This is a genomic window from Pseudomonas orientalis (assembly GCF_002934065.1).
Classification (GTDB): domain Bacteria; phylum Pseudomonadota; class Gammaproteobacteria; order Pseudomonadales; family Pseudomonadaceae; genus Aquipseudomonas; species Aquipseudomonas orientalis_A.
The window spans coordinates 2,040,909-2,056,764 of sequence record NZ_CP018049.1; the positions used below are offsets into that span (position 1 = coordinate 2,040,909).

A 15,856-nucleotide genomic window follows, 5' to 3' on the forward strand; every position below is an offset into this window, starting at 1 on the left:
AGGAGCGTTCCTACGCACATTTTCATAAAGTGGTCCTTCTTTAACGGCACTCGATCAGTTAAACCTGACAACCTCTGTTCTGTTCGATGCCCCCGCGACACTGCTCTCGGGAACACGCTCTGCGAGTTTTTAACGCCATGAATAAACGTCCGTTGTATTTCGACTATGCCGCCACCACGCCGGTGGATGAGCGGGTCATCCAGGTGATGGTTGAGTGTCTGGGCTTCAATGCCAATTTCGGTAACCCGGCGTCCAGCTCCCACGCGTTCGGCCAGGCGGCCCGGCAAACGGTTGAGCAGGCGCGTCAGCAGGTGGCCGAACTGGTCGGCGCCCAGGCTGAACAGATTGTCTGGACCTCCGGCGCCACCGAGTCCAATAACCTGGCGATCAAGGGTGTGGCCCAGGCCCGTGGCGTAACGGGCGGGCATATCATCACCAGCCAGATCGAACACAAGGCGACCCTCGACACCGCGCGGCAATTGCAGGAAGCCGGGGTGGCGGTGACCTACCTGGTGCCTGATGCCGATGGCTTGATCAGTGTCGAAGCCGTCAGTGAGGCACTGCGTGAAGACACCTTTCTGGTGTCGCTGATGCTGGTCAACAATGAATTGGGCACCTTGAACGATATCCCGGCCATCGGTGCGCGGGTGCGTGAGCAGGGAGCGTTGTTCCATGTGGACGCGGCCCAGGGCGCGGGCAAGGTCGCCATCGACTTGGCGCAGTGGCCGGTGGACTTGATGTCGTTTTCGGCCCACAAGCTTTATGGTCCGAAGGGCGTCGGCGCGTTGTACGTGGGGCCTCGCGCGCAGCAGAAGGTACTGGCGCAGATTCATGGCGGCGGTCATGAGGGTGGCTTGCGTTCGGGGACCCTGGCGACTCACCAGATTGCGGGCATGGGTATGGCGTTCGCCCTGGCGGCGGCGTCTTTTGCCGAGGAGAAGGCACAGATCGTGGCCTTGCGTGAGCGGCTGCTGGAGCAGTTGGGCTCGATTGCGGGTGTGCGCCTCAACGGTAGCCCGGCACAGAGAATCCCTCACACCTTGAGCCTTACGTTCAGCGAAGGCGAATTCAACGCCAGTGCGTTGAGCGCCGGGATTGCCTTTTCGGCGACTTCGGCGTGCAATTCGGCCAGCAATGCGCCGTCCCATGTGCTTTTGGCCCTGGGGCATGACGCGCGCAGCGCCGGCCGTACCATTCGCTTGAGCCTGGGCCGGTTTACCACCGAGCGGGATATCGACGAAGCGGCACAACTGATCAAGTCGGCCCTTGCCAGCGCACCGGCGTTCTGGGCCGTCTGAAACTTCATTCGCAGTCCATAACAATTATTAGTGGTTAGCAGGAGACACAATGAGTACGCAGCCTTTGACCCATGGAACGATTCCCCAGCGCCTGGCGCGGACCCGTGAGCTGATGCGCCGAGAGGGTATTCATGCCCTGCTGGTGCCGTCTGCGGATCCGCATTTGTCCGAGTACCTGCCGGGATACTGGCAGGGGCGCCAGTGGTTGTCGGGGTTCCATGGTTCGGTGGGAACGCTTATCGTCACTGTGGATTTTGCCGGTGTATGGGCCGACAGCCGCTATTGGGAACAGGCGACCAAGGAGCTCAAAGGCAGTGGCATCGAGCTGGTCAAACTGCAACCGGGCCAACCCGGCCCCCTGGAGTGGCTGGCTGAACAAACCCCGGAAGGTGGCGTGGTAGCCGTGGACGGCGCGGTCATGGCGGTGGCGTCGGCACGGACCCTGGGTGGCAAGCTGGCTGAGCGCGGCGCGCGCTTGCGTACCGATGTCGATCTGCTCAATGAAGTCTGGCATGACCGTCCGGCGCTGCCGAACCAGCCGATCTATCAGCACTTGCCCCCGCAAGCGACCCTCAGCCGTGGCGAGAAACTCGCGGCCCTGCGCGCGAGCTTAAAAGACAAAGGTGCCGACTGGCATTTCATCGCGACCCTCGATGACATCGCCTGGCTGTTCAACCTGCGCGGTGGCGATGTGTCGTTCAACCCGGTGTTCGTGTCCTTTGCCTTGATCAATCAACAACAGGCCACTCTTTTCGTGGCGCTGAGCAAAGTCGATGCTCAACTGCGAGCGGAGCTTGAGCGCGATGGTGTGATCGTACGTGACTACAGTGATGTGGCCGACGCGCTGCAAGCTGTACCGGCAGGGGCTAGCCTGCAAGTCGACCCGGCCCGCGTCACGGCCGGTCTACTGGAACATCTCGATGCCGGTGTCAGGCTGGTGGAAGGCTTGAACCCAACCACCCTGGCCAAGTCGCGCAAAAGCCTGGCTGATGCCGAATATATCCGTCAGGCCATGGAGCAGGATGGCGCCGCCTTGTGCGAATTTTTCGCCTGGCTGGAAACGGCCCTGGGGCGCGAACGCATTACCGAGTTGACCATCGACGAACATCTGACGGCGGCGCGTACCCGTCGTCCGGGTTATGTATCGCTGAGTTTCAACACCATCGCGGCCTTCAACGCCAACGGCGCAATGCCGCACTACCACGCCACACCAGAAGAACATGCGGTGATCGAGGGCGATGGCTTATTGCTGATCGACTCGGGCGGCCAGTACCTGGGGGGTACCACGGATATCACGCGGATGGTGCCCATCGGTACGCCGAGTCAAGAGCAGAAACGCGATTGCACGCGTGTGCTCAAGGGGGTGATTGCCTTGTCCCGTGCTCACTTCCCCAAAGGCATCCTGTCGCCGCTGCTCGATGCCATCGCGCGCGCTCCGATCTGGGCCGAGGGCGTGGACTACGGTCATGGTACGGGGCACGGTGTAGGGTATTTCCTCAATGTGCACGAAGGCCCGCAAGTGATCGCCTATCAGGCGGCGGCCGCACCGCAGACGGCGATGCAACCGGGCATGATTACGTCGATCGAACCGGGTACCTACCGCCCGGGGCGTTGGGGTGTGCGTATCGAGAATTTGGTGTTGAACCGTGAAGCGGGGACGACCGAGTTTGGTGAATTCCTCAAATTTGAAACCCTGACCTTGTGCCCGATCGACACCCGTTGCCTGGAGCCATCTTTGCTTAACGTCGATGAGCGCGAGTGGTTCAACGCTTATCATGCCCAGGTGCGTGAGCGCTTGAGCCCGTTGCTCAGTGGCGATGCGCTCGAATGGTTGCGAGTGCGGACAGCGGCTATCTGATTCAGGACTGACTCAGGGCTTCGCGCACGAAATCCAGACGGTCCTGACCGAGAACTGTCGCATCGCCTGCGCTGACTACCAATGCGACGCTCTTGTTGTGCGTCGCTCAGGTGTCTATTTGCAAATGACGATCATGCTGCGACTGGTATAGCCGGCAGGGTTGAGGCCGAAGGGATAATCCCCTGGCTCCTCGGAACTCTCGCCGGATTTGGCGATAACCCGGTATCCCTTGGCACCACATGAATTGGCTGCGCTGGTGTAGCACTGGTCCCATGAGGAGGACAGGCCCGAACAGTTGATATGTAGTCCTTTTTTACCCCGTTTCACTTCTGTTTTTGTGGTCGCGGCACAACCCGCAATGCCTATGACCAGCAACAGTATCAAAATTCGATTCATTCCAATCCTTATATAGCCGCTTCGCAAAAGGATCGAAGCCGGCTTTTACTCGCTCTCGAGCGTAGCGTTCATGCTGTCCGTGTCGAACTTCTCCATGAAAGACATTCGTTTACGGCCCTAAACATGGCCTAAATGAGCGTTAAATACCAGAGCTACCTTGAAAGAGGGTCAGTCGGCGGGCACCAGGGGTTTGGATTCGTTGCGCATTGTCAGCGTGGCACCGACGGAGGCCAGAATGATGCAGATGATGGCCAGCCATTGCGCGAGCGTCAGCTGCTCATCCAGGAAGAACAGGCCGGAGAGGGCGCCAAACGCCGGCTCGATACTCATCAAGGTACCGAACGTGCGAGCGGGCAGGCGGGTGAGCGCAACCATTTCCAATGTGTAGGGCAGGGCCGTGGACAAAATGGCAACGCCGATGGCGACGGGAATCAGCGCAGGAGTCAGCAACGCGGTACCGGCGTGCACGATGCCGATGGGCGCGACGAACAGAGCGGCGATCATGACGCCGAGCGCGGCGGTCTGCACACCGTTATCGTTGCCCGCCTTTTGGCCGAACAGAATATAAAGCGCCCAGCAAACGCCGGCACCGAGCGCATAGGCGGCACCCACCACGTCGATGCCACTGCTGGCTTCGCCCATTGGAATCAGCAGGAGTAAACCGATGACCGCGAGCGCAACCCACAAAAAGTCCACTGCCCGGCGCGATGCATAGAGGGCGACGGCGAGCGGGCCCGTAAATTCCAGCGCGACCGCAATACCCAGGGGGACGGTGCGCAGTGACATATAAAAGAGAAAGTTCATGCCGCCCAGCGCCATGCCGTAGACCACTACCGTGCGCAGGGACTTGGCCGTCAGCTTGGCGCGCCATGGGCGTAATAGAAGCAGCATGATCACGCTGGCGAAGATCAAGCGCAGGGTAGTGGTCCCTTGCGCACCGACGATAGGGAACATGCTTTTGGCCAGCGAGGCGCCGGACTGGATGGATGCCATCGCGATCAACAGCAGGCCGACGGGGAACAGTACGGAGGCCAGGCTGCGGTGTGGGGTGGTCATTAATGGTGTTGTCCGAAGTCATAGTAGAAGAGTAGAAGGGCCTATGATGCTTAACTGCTATGAATTGAGCAATATATTGCTCAGTTGAGAAAGGGGATGAAAGGTTTGTACGGATTCATAGAAAGTTCACATTAATAGTTGACGGATAATTTTATCTGTCTATAATTCGCCCCACTTCCGGCGCAGTCGAAACGGAAAACTCCTTGGTAAACAATGAGTTAAGTAGGTTTCGACAGCAGGCCGCTTCAGTTCATCGAAGCCAAAAGGAAGTTGAAAAAGAGGTGTTGACAGCAGCGTGTAACGCTGTAGAATTCGCCTCCCGCTTACGAGAGATCGCAAGCGCAAGTGGTTGAAGTTGTTGAAGAAATCTTCGAAATCTTCGAAAACTTCTGAAAATAACCACTTGACAGCAAATGAGGCTGCTGTAGAATGCGCGCCTCGGTTGAGACGAAACATCTTAACCAACCGCTCTTTAACAACTGAATCAAGCAATTCGTGTGGGTGCTTGTGGGGTCAGACTGATAGTCAACAAGATTATCAGCATCACAAGTTACTCCGCGAGAAATCAAAGAATAACCAACGATTGCTGAGCCAAGTTTAGGGTTTCTTAAAAACCCAAAGATGTTTGAACTGAAGAGTTTGATCATGGCTCAGATTGAACGCTGGCGGCAGGCCTAACACATGCAAGTCGAGCGGTAGAGAGAAGCTTGCTTCTCTTGAGAGCGGCGGACGGGTGAGTAAAGCCTAGGAATCTGCCTGGTAGTGGGGGATAACGTTCGGAAACGGACGCTAATACCGCATACGTCCTACGGGAGAAAGCAGGGGACCTTCGGGCCTTGCGCTATCAGATGAGCCTAGGTCGGATTAGCTAGTTGGTGAGGTAATGGCTCACCAAGGCGACGATCCGTAACTGGTCTGAGAGGATGATCAGTCACACTGGAACTGAGACACGGTCCAGACTCCTACGGGAGGCAGCAGTGGGGAATATTGGACAATGGGCGAAAGCCTGATCCAGCCATGCCGCGTGTGTGAAGAAGGTCTTCGGATTGTAAAGCACTTTAAGTTGGGAGGAAGGGCAGTTACTTAATACGTGATTGTTTTGACGTTACCGACAGAATAAGCACCGGCTAACTCTGTGCCAGCAGCCGCGGTAATACAGAGGGTGCAAGCGTTAATCGGAATTACTGGGCGTAAAGCGCGCGTAGGTGGTTTGTTAAGTTGGATGTGAAATCCCCGGGCTCAACCTGGGAACTGCATTCAAAACTGACTGACTAGAGTGTGGTAGAGGGTGGTGGAATTTCCTGTGTAGCGGTGAAATGCGTAGATATAGGAAGGAACACCAGTGGCGAAGGCGACCACCTGGACCAACACTGACACTGAGGTGCGAAAGCGTGGGGAGCAAACAGGATTAGATACCCTGGTAGTCCACGCCGTAAACGATGTCAACTAGCCGTTGGGAGCCTTGAGCTCTTAGTGGCGCAGCTAACGCATTAAGTTGACCGCCTGGGGAGTACGGCCGCAAGGTTAAAACTCAAATGAATTGACGGGGGCCCGCACAAGCGGTGGAGCATGTGGTTTAATTCGAAGCAACGCGAAGAACCTTACCAGGCCTTGACATCCAATGAACTTTCCAGAGATGGATGGGTGCCTTCGGGAACATTGAGACAGGTGCTGCATGGCTGTCGTCAGCTCGTGTCGTGAGATGTTGGGTTAAGTCCCGTAACGAGCGCAACCCTTGTCCTTAGTTACCAGCACGTTATGGTGGGCACTCTAAGGAGACTGCCGGTGACAAACCGGAGGAAGGTGGGGATGACGTCAAGTCATCATGGCCCTTACGGCCTGGGCTACACACGTGCTACAATGGTCGGTACAGAGGGTTGCCAAGCCGCGAGGTGGAGCTAATCCCACAAAACCGATCGTAGTCCGGATCGCAGTCTGCAACTCGACTGCGTGAAGTCGGAATCGCTAGTAATCGCGAATCAGAATGTCGCGGTGAATACGTTCCCGGGCCTTGTACACACCGCCCGTCACACCATGGGAGTGGGTTGCACCAGAAGTAGCTAGTCTAACCTTCGGGAGGACGGTTACCACGGTGTGATTCATGACTGGGGTGAAGTCGTAACAAGGTAGCCGTAGGGGAACCTGCGGCTGGATCACCTCCTTAATCGACGACATCAGCTGCTCCATAAGTTCCCACACGAATTGCTTGATTCATTGAAGAAGACGAAAGAAGCAGCCCGAAATTGGGTCTGTAGCTCAGTTGGTTAGAGCGCACCCCTGATAAGGGTGAGGTCGGCAGTTCGAATCTGCCCAGACCCACCAATTTTGTGTGGGAAACGCCTGTAGAAATACGGGGCCATAGCTCAGCTGGGAGAGCGCCTGCCTTGCACGCAGGAGGTCAACGGTTCGATCCCGTTTGGCTCCACCACTACTGCTTCTGTTTGTATAAAGCTTAGAAATGAGCATTCCATTGTCATGATGGTGAATGTTGATTTCTAGTCTTTGACTAGTTCGTTCTTTAAAAATTTGGGTATGTGATAGAAAGATAGACTGGCCGTTACTTTCACTGGTAACGGCTCAGGCTAAGGTAAAATTTGTGAGTTCTCTTAACGAGAAGTTCGAATTTTCGGCGAATGTTGTCTTCACAGTATAACCAGATTGCTTGGGGTTATATGGTCAAGTGAAGAAGCGCATACGGTGGATGCCTTGGCAGTCAGAGGCGATGAAAGACGTGGTAGCCTGCGAAAAGCTTCGGGGAGTCGGCAAACAGACTTTGATCCGGAGATGTCTGAATGGGGGAACCCAGCCATCATAAGATGGTTATCTTACGCTGAATACATAGGCGTAAGAGGCGAACCAGGGGAACTGAAACATCTAAGTACCCTGAGGAAAAGAAATCAACCGAGATTCCCTTAGTAGTGGCGAGCGAACGGGGACTAGCCCTTAAGTGGCTTTGAGATTAGCGGAACGCTCTGGAAAGTGCGGCCATAGTGGGTGATAGCCCTGTACGCGAAAATCTCTTAGTCATGAAATCGAGTAGGACGGAGCACGAGAAACTTTGTCTGAATATGGGGGGACCATCCTCCAAGGCTAAATACTACTGACTGACCGATAGTGAACTAGTACCGTGAGGGAAAGGCGAAAAGAACCCCGGAGAGGGGAGTGAAATAGATCCTGAAACCGTATGCGTACAAGCAGTGGGAGCCCACTTTGTTGGGTGACTGCGTACCTTTTGTATAATGGGTCAGCGACTTATTTTCAGTGGCGAGCTTAACCGAATAGGGGAGGCGTAGCGAAAGCGAGTCTTAATAGGGCGTCTAGTCGCTGGGAATAGACCCGAAACCGGGCGATCTATCCATGGGCAGGTTGAAGGTTGGGTAACACTAACTGGAGGACCGAACCGACTACCGTTGAAAAGTTAGCGGATGACCTGTGGATCGGAGTGAAAGGCTAATCAAGCTCGGAGATAGCTGGTTCTCCTCGAAAGCTATTTAGGTAGCGCCTCATGTATCACTGTAGGGGGTAGAGCACTGTTTCGGCTAGGGGGTCATCCCGACTTACCAAACCGATGCAAACTCCGAATACCTACAAGTGCCGAGCATGGGAGACACACGGCGGGTGCTAACGTCCGTCGTGAAAAGGGAAACAACCCAGACCGTCAGCTAAGGTCCCAAAGTTATGGTTAAGTGGGAAACGATGTGGGAAGGCTTAGACAGCTAGGAGGTTGGCTTAGAAGCAGCCACCCTTTAAAGAAAGCGTAATAGCTCACTAGTCGAGTCGGCCTGCGCGGAAGATGTAACGGGGCTCAAACCATACACCGAAGCTACGGGTATCACGTAAGTGATGCGGTAGAGGAGCGTTCTGTAAGCCTGTGAAGGTGAGTTGAGAAGCTTGCTGGAGGTATCAGAAGTGCGAATGCTGACATGAGTAACGACAATGGGTGTGAAAAACACCCACGCCGAAAGACCAAGGTTTCCTGCGCAACGTTAATCGACGCAGGGTTAGTCGGTCCCTAAGGCGAGGCTGAAAAGCGTAGTCGATGGAAAACAGGTTAATATTCCTGTACTTCTGGTTATTGCGATGGAGGGACGGAGAAGGCTAGGCCAGCTTGGCGTTGGTTGTCCAAGTTTAAGGTGGTAGGCTGGAATCTTAGGTAAATCCGGGATTCTAAGGCCGAGAGCTGATGACGAGTCATCTTTTAGATGACGAAGTGGTTGATGCCATGCTTCCAAGAAAAGCTTCTAAGCTTCAGGTAACCAGGAACCGTACCCCAAACCGACACAGGTGGTTGGGTAGAGAATACCAAGGCGCTTGAGAGAACTCGGGTGAAGGAACTAGGCAAAATGGCACCGTAACTTCGGGAGAAGGTGCGCCGGTGAGGGTGAAGGACTTGCTCCGTAAGCTCATGCCGGTCGAAGATACCAGGCCGCTGCGACTGTTTATTAAAAACACAGCACTCTGCAAACACGAAAGTGGACGTATAGGGTGTGACGCCTGCCCGGTGCCGGAAGGTTAATTGATGGGGTTAGCTAACGCGAAGCTCTTGATCGAAGCCCCGGTAAACGGCGGCCGTAACTATAACGGTCCTAAGGTAGCGAAATTCCTTGTCGGGTAAGTTCCGACCTGCACGAATGGCGTAACGATGGCGGCGCTGTCTCCACCCGAGACTCAGTGAAATTGAAATCGCTGTGAAGATGCAGTGTATCCGCGGCTAGACGGAAAGACCCCGTGAACCTTTACTATAGCTTTGCACTGGACTTTGAATTTGCTTGTGTAGGATAGGTGGGAGGCTTTGAAGCGTGGACGCCAGTCTGCGTGGAGCCAACCTTGAAATACCACCCTGGCAACTTTGAGGTTCTAACTCAGGTCCGTTATCCGGATCGAGGACAGTGTATGGTGGGTAGTTTGACTGGGGCGGTCTCCTCCTAAAGAGTAACGGAGGAGTACGAAGGTGCGCTCAGACCGGTCGGAAATCGGTCGTAGAGTATAAAGGCAAAAGCGCGCTTGACTGCGAGACAGACACGTCGAGCAGGTACGAAAGTAGGTCTTAGTGATCCGGTGGTTCTGTATGGAAGGGCCATCGCTCAACGGATAAAAGGTACTCCGGGGATAACAGGCTGATACCGCCCAAGAGTTCATATCGACGGCGGTGTTTGGCACCTCGATGTCGGCTCATCACATCCTGGGGCTGAAGCCGGTCCCAAGGGTATGGCTGTTCGCCATTTAAAGTGGTACGCGAGCTGGGTTTAGAACGTCGTGAGACAGTTCGGTCCCTATCTGCCGTGGACGTTTGAGATTTGAGAGGGGCTGCTCCTAGTACGAGAGGACCGGAGTGGACGAACCTCTGGTGTTCCGGTTGTCACGCCAGTGGCATTGCCGGGTAGCTATGTTCGGAATAGATAACCGCTGAAAGCATCTAAGCGGGAAACTAGCCTCAAGATGAGATCTCACTGGAACCTTGAGTTCCCTGAAGGGCCGTCGAAGACTACGACGTTGATAGGTTGGGTGTGTAAGCGCTGTGAGGCGTTGAGCTAACCAATACTAATTGCCCGTGAGGCTTGACCATATAACACCCAAGCAATTTGACTACTCTAACGAGCATCAGATTGCGGTGTGTGAAGACGAGATGAACCGAAAGTTCGACGCTCACAAAACACCGAAACTATCACATACCCAATTTGCTGAAGCGAGGCCATCTGGTCACGACTCAGTACCCGAATTTCTTGACGACCATAGAGCATTGGAACCACCTGATCCCATCCCGAACTCAGCAGTGAAACGATGCATCGCCGATGGTAGTGTGGGGTTTCCCCATGTGAGAGTAGGTCATCGTCAAGATTAAATTCCGAAACCCCAATTGCGAAAGCAGTTGGGGTTTTGTTTTGGGCGCTTGAAAAGTATCTCTTCAGCTGCCGCTCGCTTACTACCGCACCTTCGCTTCCTTGGATGAAATAACCCGCCGTTCAGGTAAATCGATACAAAGTGTTTCTGCATTTTTGGTATGGTGCAGCACATTTTCACAAGGATTGATCTTTATCCGCAGGACGCGGCGTCGACCTTTTTCAACGAGATGCTGTAGAAATGCCTGAACCGATACCCATCAAGGACCACGAAAAAGAACACCGTCTGGTCAACAAACGTTTGCTTGCCTGCGCACTCCTGGTGATCGGTATCACCTGCGCCCTGGTGGGCCGGATGTACTTCCTGCAGGTCGTGCAATACGACTATCACTCCACCATTTCCGAAAACAACCGCGTCCACGTGCTGCCCATCACCCCCACGCGCGGCTTGATCTATGACCGCAACGGTGTGGTCCTGGCCGACAACCGCCCCAGCTACAACCTGACCATCACCCGCGAGCGCACCACCGACCTCAAGGGTGAGTTGGACGCGATCGTCAGCTTGTTACACCTGCCCGCCGAAGATCGCGCTGTGTTCGACAAAGCGCTCAAACAGGCCCGCCATCCGTTTGTTCCCGTCACGCTGTTCTACGAGCTGACCGAAGAGCAGATCGCCGTCCTGGCCGTCAACGAGTTCCGCCTACCGGGTGTAGACGTTGAGCCCCAGTTCGTTCGCCACTACCCATTGGGTACGCACTTCGCTCACTCCATTGGCTATGTCGGACGAATCAACGAGAAAGAGTCCAAGGCCCTCGATTCAGTGGAATACCGCGGCACCCAATCGATCGGCAAAACCGGCATCGAACGCTTCTACGAATCGGAACTGCATGGTCATGTCGGTTATGAAGAAGTCGAAACCAACGCTCAGGGGCGGGTGTTACGGGTGCTCAAGCACACGGACCCTATCCCCGGTAAAAACATTGTCTTGAGTCTCGACGTCAAGCTCCAGGAAGCCGCCGAGGAGGCCCTGGGTGATCGTCGTGGTTCGGTGGTTGCCCTGGACCCGCAAACCGGTGAGGTGCTGGCCATGGTCAGCAAGCCGAGTTTCGACCCGAACCTGTTCGTCACCGGTATCAGCTTCAAGGAATATGCCGCACTGCATGATTCCATCGACCGCCCGCTGTTCAACCGCGTGCTGCGCGGGCTGTATGCGCCAGGCTCGACCATCAAGCCCGAAGTGGCCATCGCAGGTCTCGACAGCGGCGTGGTCACACCACAAACCCGCGTGTTCGATCCAGGGTACTACCAGCTGCCGGACTTCGATCACAAATACCGCAACTGGAACCACAGCGGCGACGGCTGGGTAGATATGGACGCCGCCATCATGCGCTCCAATGACACCTACTTCTATGACCTGGCCCACAAACTCGGCATTGATCGCCTGCATGATTACCTGGCCGAATTCGGCCTGGGTCAGAAGGTGTCCCTGGACATGTTCGAAGAGTCCGCCGGGCTGATGCCTTCCCAGGCCTGGAAACGCGCCACACGCCGCCAGCCCTGGTTCCCCGGCGAAACCGTGATCCTGGGCATCGGCCAGGGTTATATGCAGGTCACCCCGCTGCAGCTGGCCCAGGCCACTGCGCTGATCGCCAACAAAGGCGTATGGAACCGGCCGCACCTGGCCAAGACCATCAACGGCGTGCCACCGGTGGATGAGAACCCGATGCCCAACGTAGTCCTCAAGGACCCGCGTGACTGGGAACAGGTCAACCACGGCATGCAACTGGTCATGCACGACCCACGCGGTATCGCCCGCGCGGCCGCGCAAGGTGCCCAATACCGCATCGCCGGCAAAAGCGGCACCGCGCAAGTGGTGGCGATCAAGCAGGGCGAGCGTTACAACCGCAACAAGACGCTGGAGCGTCATCGCGATAACGCCTTGTTTGTCGGCTTCGCGCCAGCCGAACATCCTAAGATCGTGATCTCGGTGATGATCGAAAACGGTGAGGCCGGTGGCCGAGTAGCGGGCCCCGTGGTGCGGCAGATCATGGATGCCTGGCTGCTCGACCAGGAGGGTCATTTGAAGCCGCAATATGCGACGCCGGCCAAGGCGCCTGGCGACCCGCGCGTCTGACTCAGACTTTCCATTCGCCCCAGCGCTCTACGCCGTCATCAACAAGCCAGGGCACATCATGGCTTGTCCAGATATGGGCGATGGGCCTGGTGCCCGGATCATCGTCCAGCGTCGCCACCCGCACGATTACGTGGGGTTGGTGCGCGCGTTCGGCGATCAGATGGGAGCCGCAGCGCGAGCAGAAATGGCGCTGCTTGCCCGGTGATGACTCGAACGACGACAGCAATTCTTCACCGTGAGTCCAGCGAAAGTGTTCGCGCATCACGCCGGCCGTGGCGACAAACGCGGCCGCGTGCGCCTTGCGACAACTGTTGCAGTGGCACTGACTGATGGGCATGTCCAGGCGGTCCACCTGGTAGCCCACTCCTTTGCACAAGCAACTTCCTTTCAAGCGTTCAGTCATAACCTATGACCAGGTCAAGGATGGGGACATCATCATCGCGCATAACCAAAAGTTGCGCATTGGTCGATGTCGCCTAGTGTTCAATGGAGGAGGTGACTTATGCACGTATTGGATCGCATCGAACGGAAAGTCCTGCTCAACGCATCACGTAAACAGGTGTGGGAAGCGCTCACCCATGCTGAGCGATTTGGTGATTGGTTCGGTATCGCCCTTAAGGGAAAAACCTTTGTGGCCGGCGAAACCCTCGAAGCGCAGATCACTTATCCAGGCTACGAGCACGTGGTGTGGAAGGCCAGGATCGAACGCATCTTGCCGCAAACCCTGTTTTCTTTCTGGTGGCATCCCTTCGCGGTAGATAAAAGTATCGACTACGACAAGGAAACACCGACGCTGGTGGAATTCACCCTTGAGGATCGCGCGCCGGGCATTCTGCTGCGGGTGGTGGAGTCGGGTTTCGACAACGTCCCCCAGGCTCGACGCCAGAAAGCGTTCAAGATGAACTCCCGGGGCTGGGATGAGCAAATGGGCAACATCGAAACCTATCTGAACAAGGCCCAGCGCGCCTGACGCGAACGGGCATCAACGCTGATGCCCATCGTCAACAATCGCGGATTCAGAAATCAATCGTCGCCGACAGCTTCCCCACTCGCGGGTCACCCTGGCTCAGGAAGCCACCCTGGGCCGATTCCCAGTATTTCTCGTTGGCGACGTTCTCCACCGTAGCGCCCAGTGTCACTTCACGTTGAGCCAGCGCGAAGGTGTAGCGCGCGCCCACGTCGAAGCGGTTCCAGGCCGGCAGGCTCAGGTTGTTCGCCGCGTCGGCATACTGGCCGCCCGTGCGCAGCATGCGCCCATTGAGGCTCACGCCCTGCAGGCCGGGCACGTCCCAATCCACCCCGGCGTTGAGCTGGAACGAAGGGACACCGATGGCGCGGTTGCCGTCGTTGGCGCCGTTGAGGGTGCCCTTGAGTTCGGTCTTCATCAGCGTCACACCTCCAAGCAGACGCAGGCCGCTTACCGGTTCGCCGAACACGTTCAGTTCGACGCCTTTGTTGATCTGCTGACCTTCGCGCACATAGCGGGCGGTGGTTGCATCAATGACTTCTGCATAACCCGCGCCTGGCTGCTCGATACGGTACACGCCGAGGGTGGCGCCATAGGTGCCCATGTCGACCTTGACGCCCGCTTCGATCTGCTTGGAGCGCGCCGGTGCGTAAGCTTGCCCGCCACCGATGATCGTCCGGTCACCGGATTTGAGCGGCGAGGTGGGGCCCTGGGCCAGGCCTTCGATGCGGTTGGCGTACAGCGACACGTGCTCCCACGGTTTGAACACAATGCCGTAGACCGGCGTGGTGATCGATTCGTCGTAGTTGGCCGTGCGTGTGCCGCTCATGTAGTTGTAGCCCTGCACCACCATCTGCTGGCGACGTGCACCCAATGTCACCAACAGACGGTCGTCGAATAAACCAAGAGTGTCGGACACCGCAGCGCTGCGCACGAATGTCTTGGCGGTAATGGTCGGGTCGCTGAAGTCGGTGCCAGGGGTGTTGCGCGGCGTGTTGAGCGTGGGTGGTGCGCCGGTTACAGGGTTGTAGAGGTTGGTCGTACCGGGTGAACCGTTGAACACATAGGCGTTGCGCACCTGGGTCCAGATGCCGGCCAGGCCGACGTTGAGTCGGTGGCTGACGGCGCCGGTCTGGAACTTGCCGTTCAAGCCGGCCATCAGGCTGGCGTTGTCTTCTTCGTGGGCAATGGTCGAGCGGCTGGAGGTGGCATTGCCGAGGTTATCGGTCAGGGTAATCGAGGAATATCGGCCCATTTCCCGGCTGTGTTTGGCACCGCCTGCAGCGTAAGCCGTCCAGTTTTCATTCAGGTCGTATTCGGCGCGCAGCATGCCCAGGGTGTCCTCCAGGTTGGTGCTGCTCCAGCGGGGCGCATAGTTGGTATCCGCCGAAGGCGCATCCGGGACGCGGGTCGCGCTGCCCAGGAACACGGAGTTGCGTCCGCCATTGATACGCTGCTTCTGATACACGAAATCACCCGACAGGCGCAGTGCATCGCCACGGTAATCGAGGCCGGCCGCGAACAGTTTCGACCGCTGGTTTTCGTCGTCAATACCGGTGTCGCCTTCGCGCTGGGACAGGTTGAGCCGCGCGCCAAAACGGTGGTCTTCACCAAAGCGCTGCCCGATATCCAGATGCTCGCCCACCCGGCCATCGCTGCTGATGTCCGTGCTGAAGCGGCGCAGCGGCACGTCACCGGCGCGCTTGGGTTGCAGGTTCACACCGCCGCCGATCCCCGAGCCGCCCGGCGTGACGCCATTGATGAACGCGTTGGGGCCCTTGAACACTTCCACACGTTCCAGCGCGTCAGTGGACATAATCTGGCGTGGCAGGATGCCGTACAAACCGTTATAGGAAATATCGTCGCCATTCAACGGCAAACCGCGAATCATGAAAGTCTGGGCCTGGTTCGCATACCCTGACGCCTGGCGCACGGACGCGTCATTGAGCAACACATCGCCGACCGTTTCCGCCTGCTGGTCGCGAATCAATTGCTCGGTGTAGGAGGACATGCTGAACGGCACGTCCATGATGTCCTGGTTGCCCAGCACACCCAGTTGGCCGCCACGGGCAACCTGCCCACCGGCGTACACCGCAGGCAACGCATCGAGCGCGGGGGCCTGGGCATCGATGCGCGTGGCGTCCAGTTGCAAGGTGTTGCTCGTATCGGCCTGCGCGGCAACGCTAAGGGCGCAGCAAAGGGCAAGCACGGTAGGGCGAAAGGGCACAGCGAGGCGGCTACACAGAGGCATGGTCAATCCGGACGGTGAACCGTCAATGATGAGGAAGGGGGCAACAGCAGTGCGCT

At 56.8% G+C, this 15,856-nt stretch carries 8 protein-coding genes, 2 tRNA genes and 3 rRNA genes; 9 read left to right on the forward strand and 4 right to left on the reverse strand.

The window, feature by feature from the left end; translation table 11 throughout:
- The first annotated feature begins 137 nt into the window (after positions 1–137).
- Positions 138–1,298 (forward strand): cysteine desulfurase family protein, encoded by a 1,161-nt coding sequence (locus tag BOP93_RS09330; RefSeq protein ID WP_104502364.1) that lies wholly within the window; start codon positions 138–140, stop codon positions 1,296–1,298.
- Between the two features lie 49 nt (positions 1,299–1,347).
- Positions 1,348–3,156: an aminopeptidase P family protein gene (locus tag BOP93_RS09335; RefSeq protein ID WP_104502365.1), complete on the forward strand. Its 1,809-nt coding sequence runs from the start codon at positions 1,348–1,350 to the stop codon at positions 3,154–3,156.
- A gap of 114 nt (positions 3,157–3,270) precedes the next feature.
- Here BOP93_RS09335 and BOP93_RS09340 read toward each other — a convergent pair whose 3' ends face one another.
- Together BOP93_RS09340 and rhtA are read right to left on the reverse strand one after the other, a co-directional pair.
- Positions 3,271–3,552 (reverse strand): hypothetical protein, encoded by a 282-nt coding sequence (locus tag BOP93_RS09340; RefSeq protein WP_104502366.1) that lies wholly within the window; start codon positions 3,550–3,552, stop codon positions 3,271–3,273.
- 168 nt (positions 3,553–3,720) lie between these two features.
- On the reverse strand, positions 3,721–4,608 hold the full coding sequence (gene rhtA / locus BOP93_RS09345) for a threonine/homoserine exporter RhtA (RefSeq protein ID WP_104502367.1): 888 nt from the start codon (positions 4,606–4,608) through the stop codon (positions 3,721–3,723).
- Between the two features lie 627 nt (positions 4,609–5,235).
- Here rhtA and BOP93_RS09350 point away from each other — a divergent pair.
- From BOP93_RS09350 to mrdA, 6 genes are all read left to right on the forward strand, one after another.
- Positions 5,236–6,772, forward strand: a 16S ribosomal RNA gene (locus tag BOP93_RS09350).
- Positions 6,773–6,853: 81 nt separating this feature from the next.
- Positions 6,854–6,930 (forward strand) — tRNA-Ile (locus tag BOP93_RS09355).
- A gap of 30 nt (positions 6,931–6,960) precedes the next feature.
- Positions 6,961–7,036 (forward strand) — tRNA-Ala (locus BOP93_RS09360).
- 246 nt (positions 7,037–7,282) lie between these two features.
- Positions 7,283–10,174, forward strand: a 23S ribosomal RNA gene (locus tag BOP93_RS09365).
- A gap of 156 nt (positions 10,175–10,330) precedes the next feature.
- Positions 10,331–10,446 (forward strand): 5S ribosomal RNA (rrf, locus tag BOP93_RS09370).
- Together the 16S, 23S and 5S rRNA genes with 2 tRNA genes alongside form the textbook arrangement of a ribosomal RNA operon.
- Before the next feature lie 243 nt (positions 10,447–10,689).
- On the forward strand, positions 10,690–12,582 hold the full coding sequence (gene mrdA / locus BOP93_RS09375; protein ID WP_104502368.1) for a penicillin-binding protein 2: 1,893 nt from the start codon (positions 10,690–10,692) through the stop codon (positions 12,580–12,582).
- A gap of 1 nt (position 12,583) precedes the next feature.
- Here mrdA and BOP93_RS09380 read toward each other — a convergent pair whose 3' ends face one another.
- Positions 12,584–12,985 (reverse strand): GFA family protein, encoded by a 402-nt coding sequence (locus BOP93_RS09380; RefSeq protein WP_104502369.1) that lies wholly within the window; start codon positions 12,983–12,985, stop codon positions 12,584–12,586.
- Between the two features lie 99 nt (positions 12,986–13,084).
- Here BOP93_RS09380 and BOP93_RS09385 point away from each other — a divergent pair, with 99 nt between their 5' ends.
- Positions 13,085–13,552 carry an SRPBCC family protein gene (locus tag BOP93_RS09385; RefSeq protein ID WP_104502370.1) on the forward strand — a complete coding sequence of 156 codons (468 nt, stop codon included), beginning with the start codon at positions 13,085–13,087 and terminating at the stop codon, positions 13,550–13,552.
- Positions 13,553–13,598: 46 nt separating this feature from the next.
- Here the strand turns inward: BOP93_RS09385 and BOP93_RS09390 are convergent, their stop codons facing one another.
- Positions 13,599–15,800: a TonB-dependent receptor gene (locus BOP93_RS09390; RefSeq protein WP_104502371.1), complete on the reverse strand. Its 2,202-nt coding sequence runs from the start codon at positions 15,798–15,800 to the stop codon at positions 13,599–13,601.
- Between the last annotated feature and the right edge of the window lie 56 nt (positions 15,801–15,856).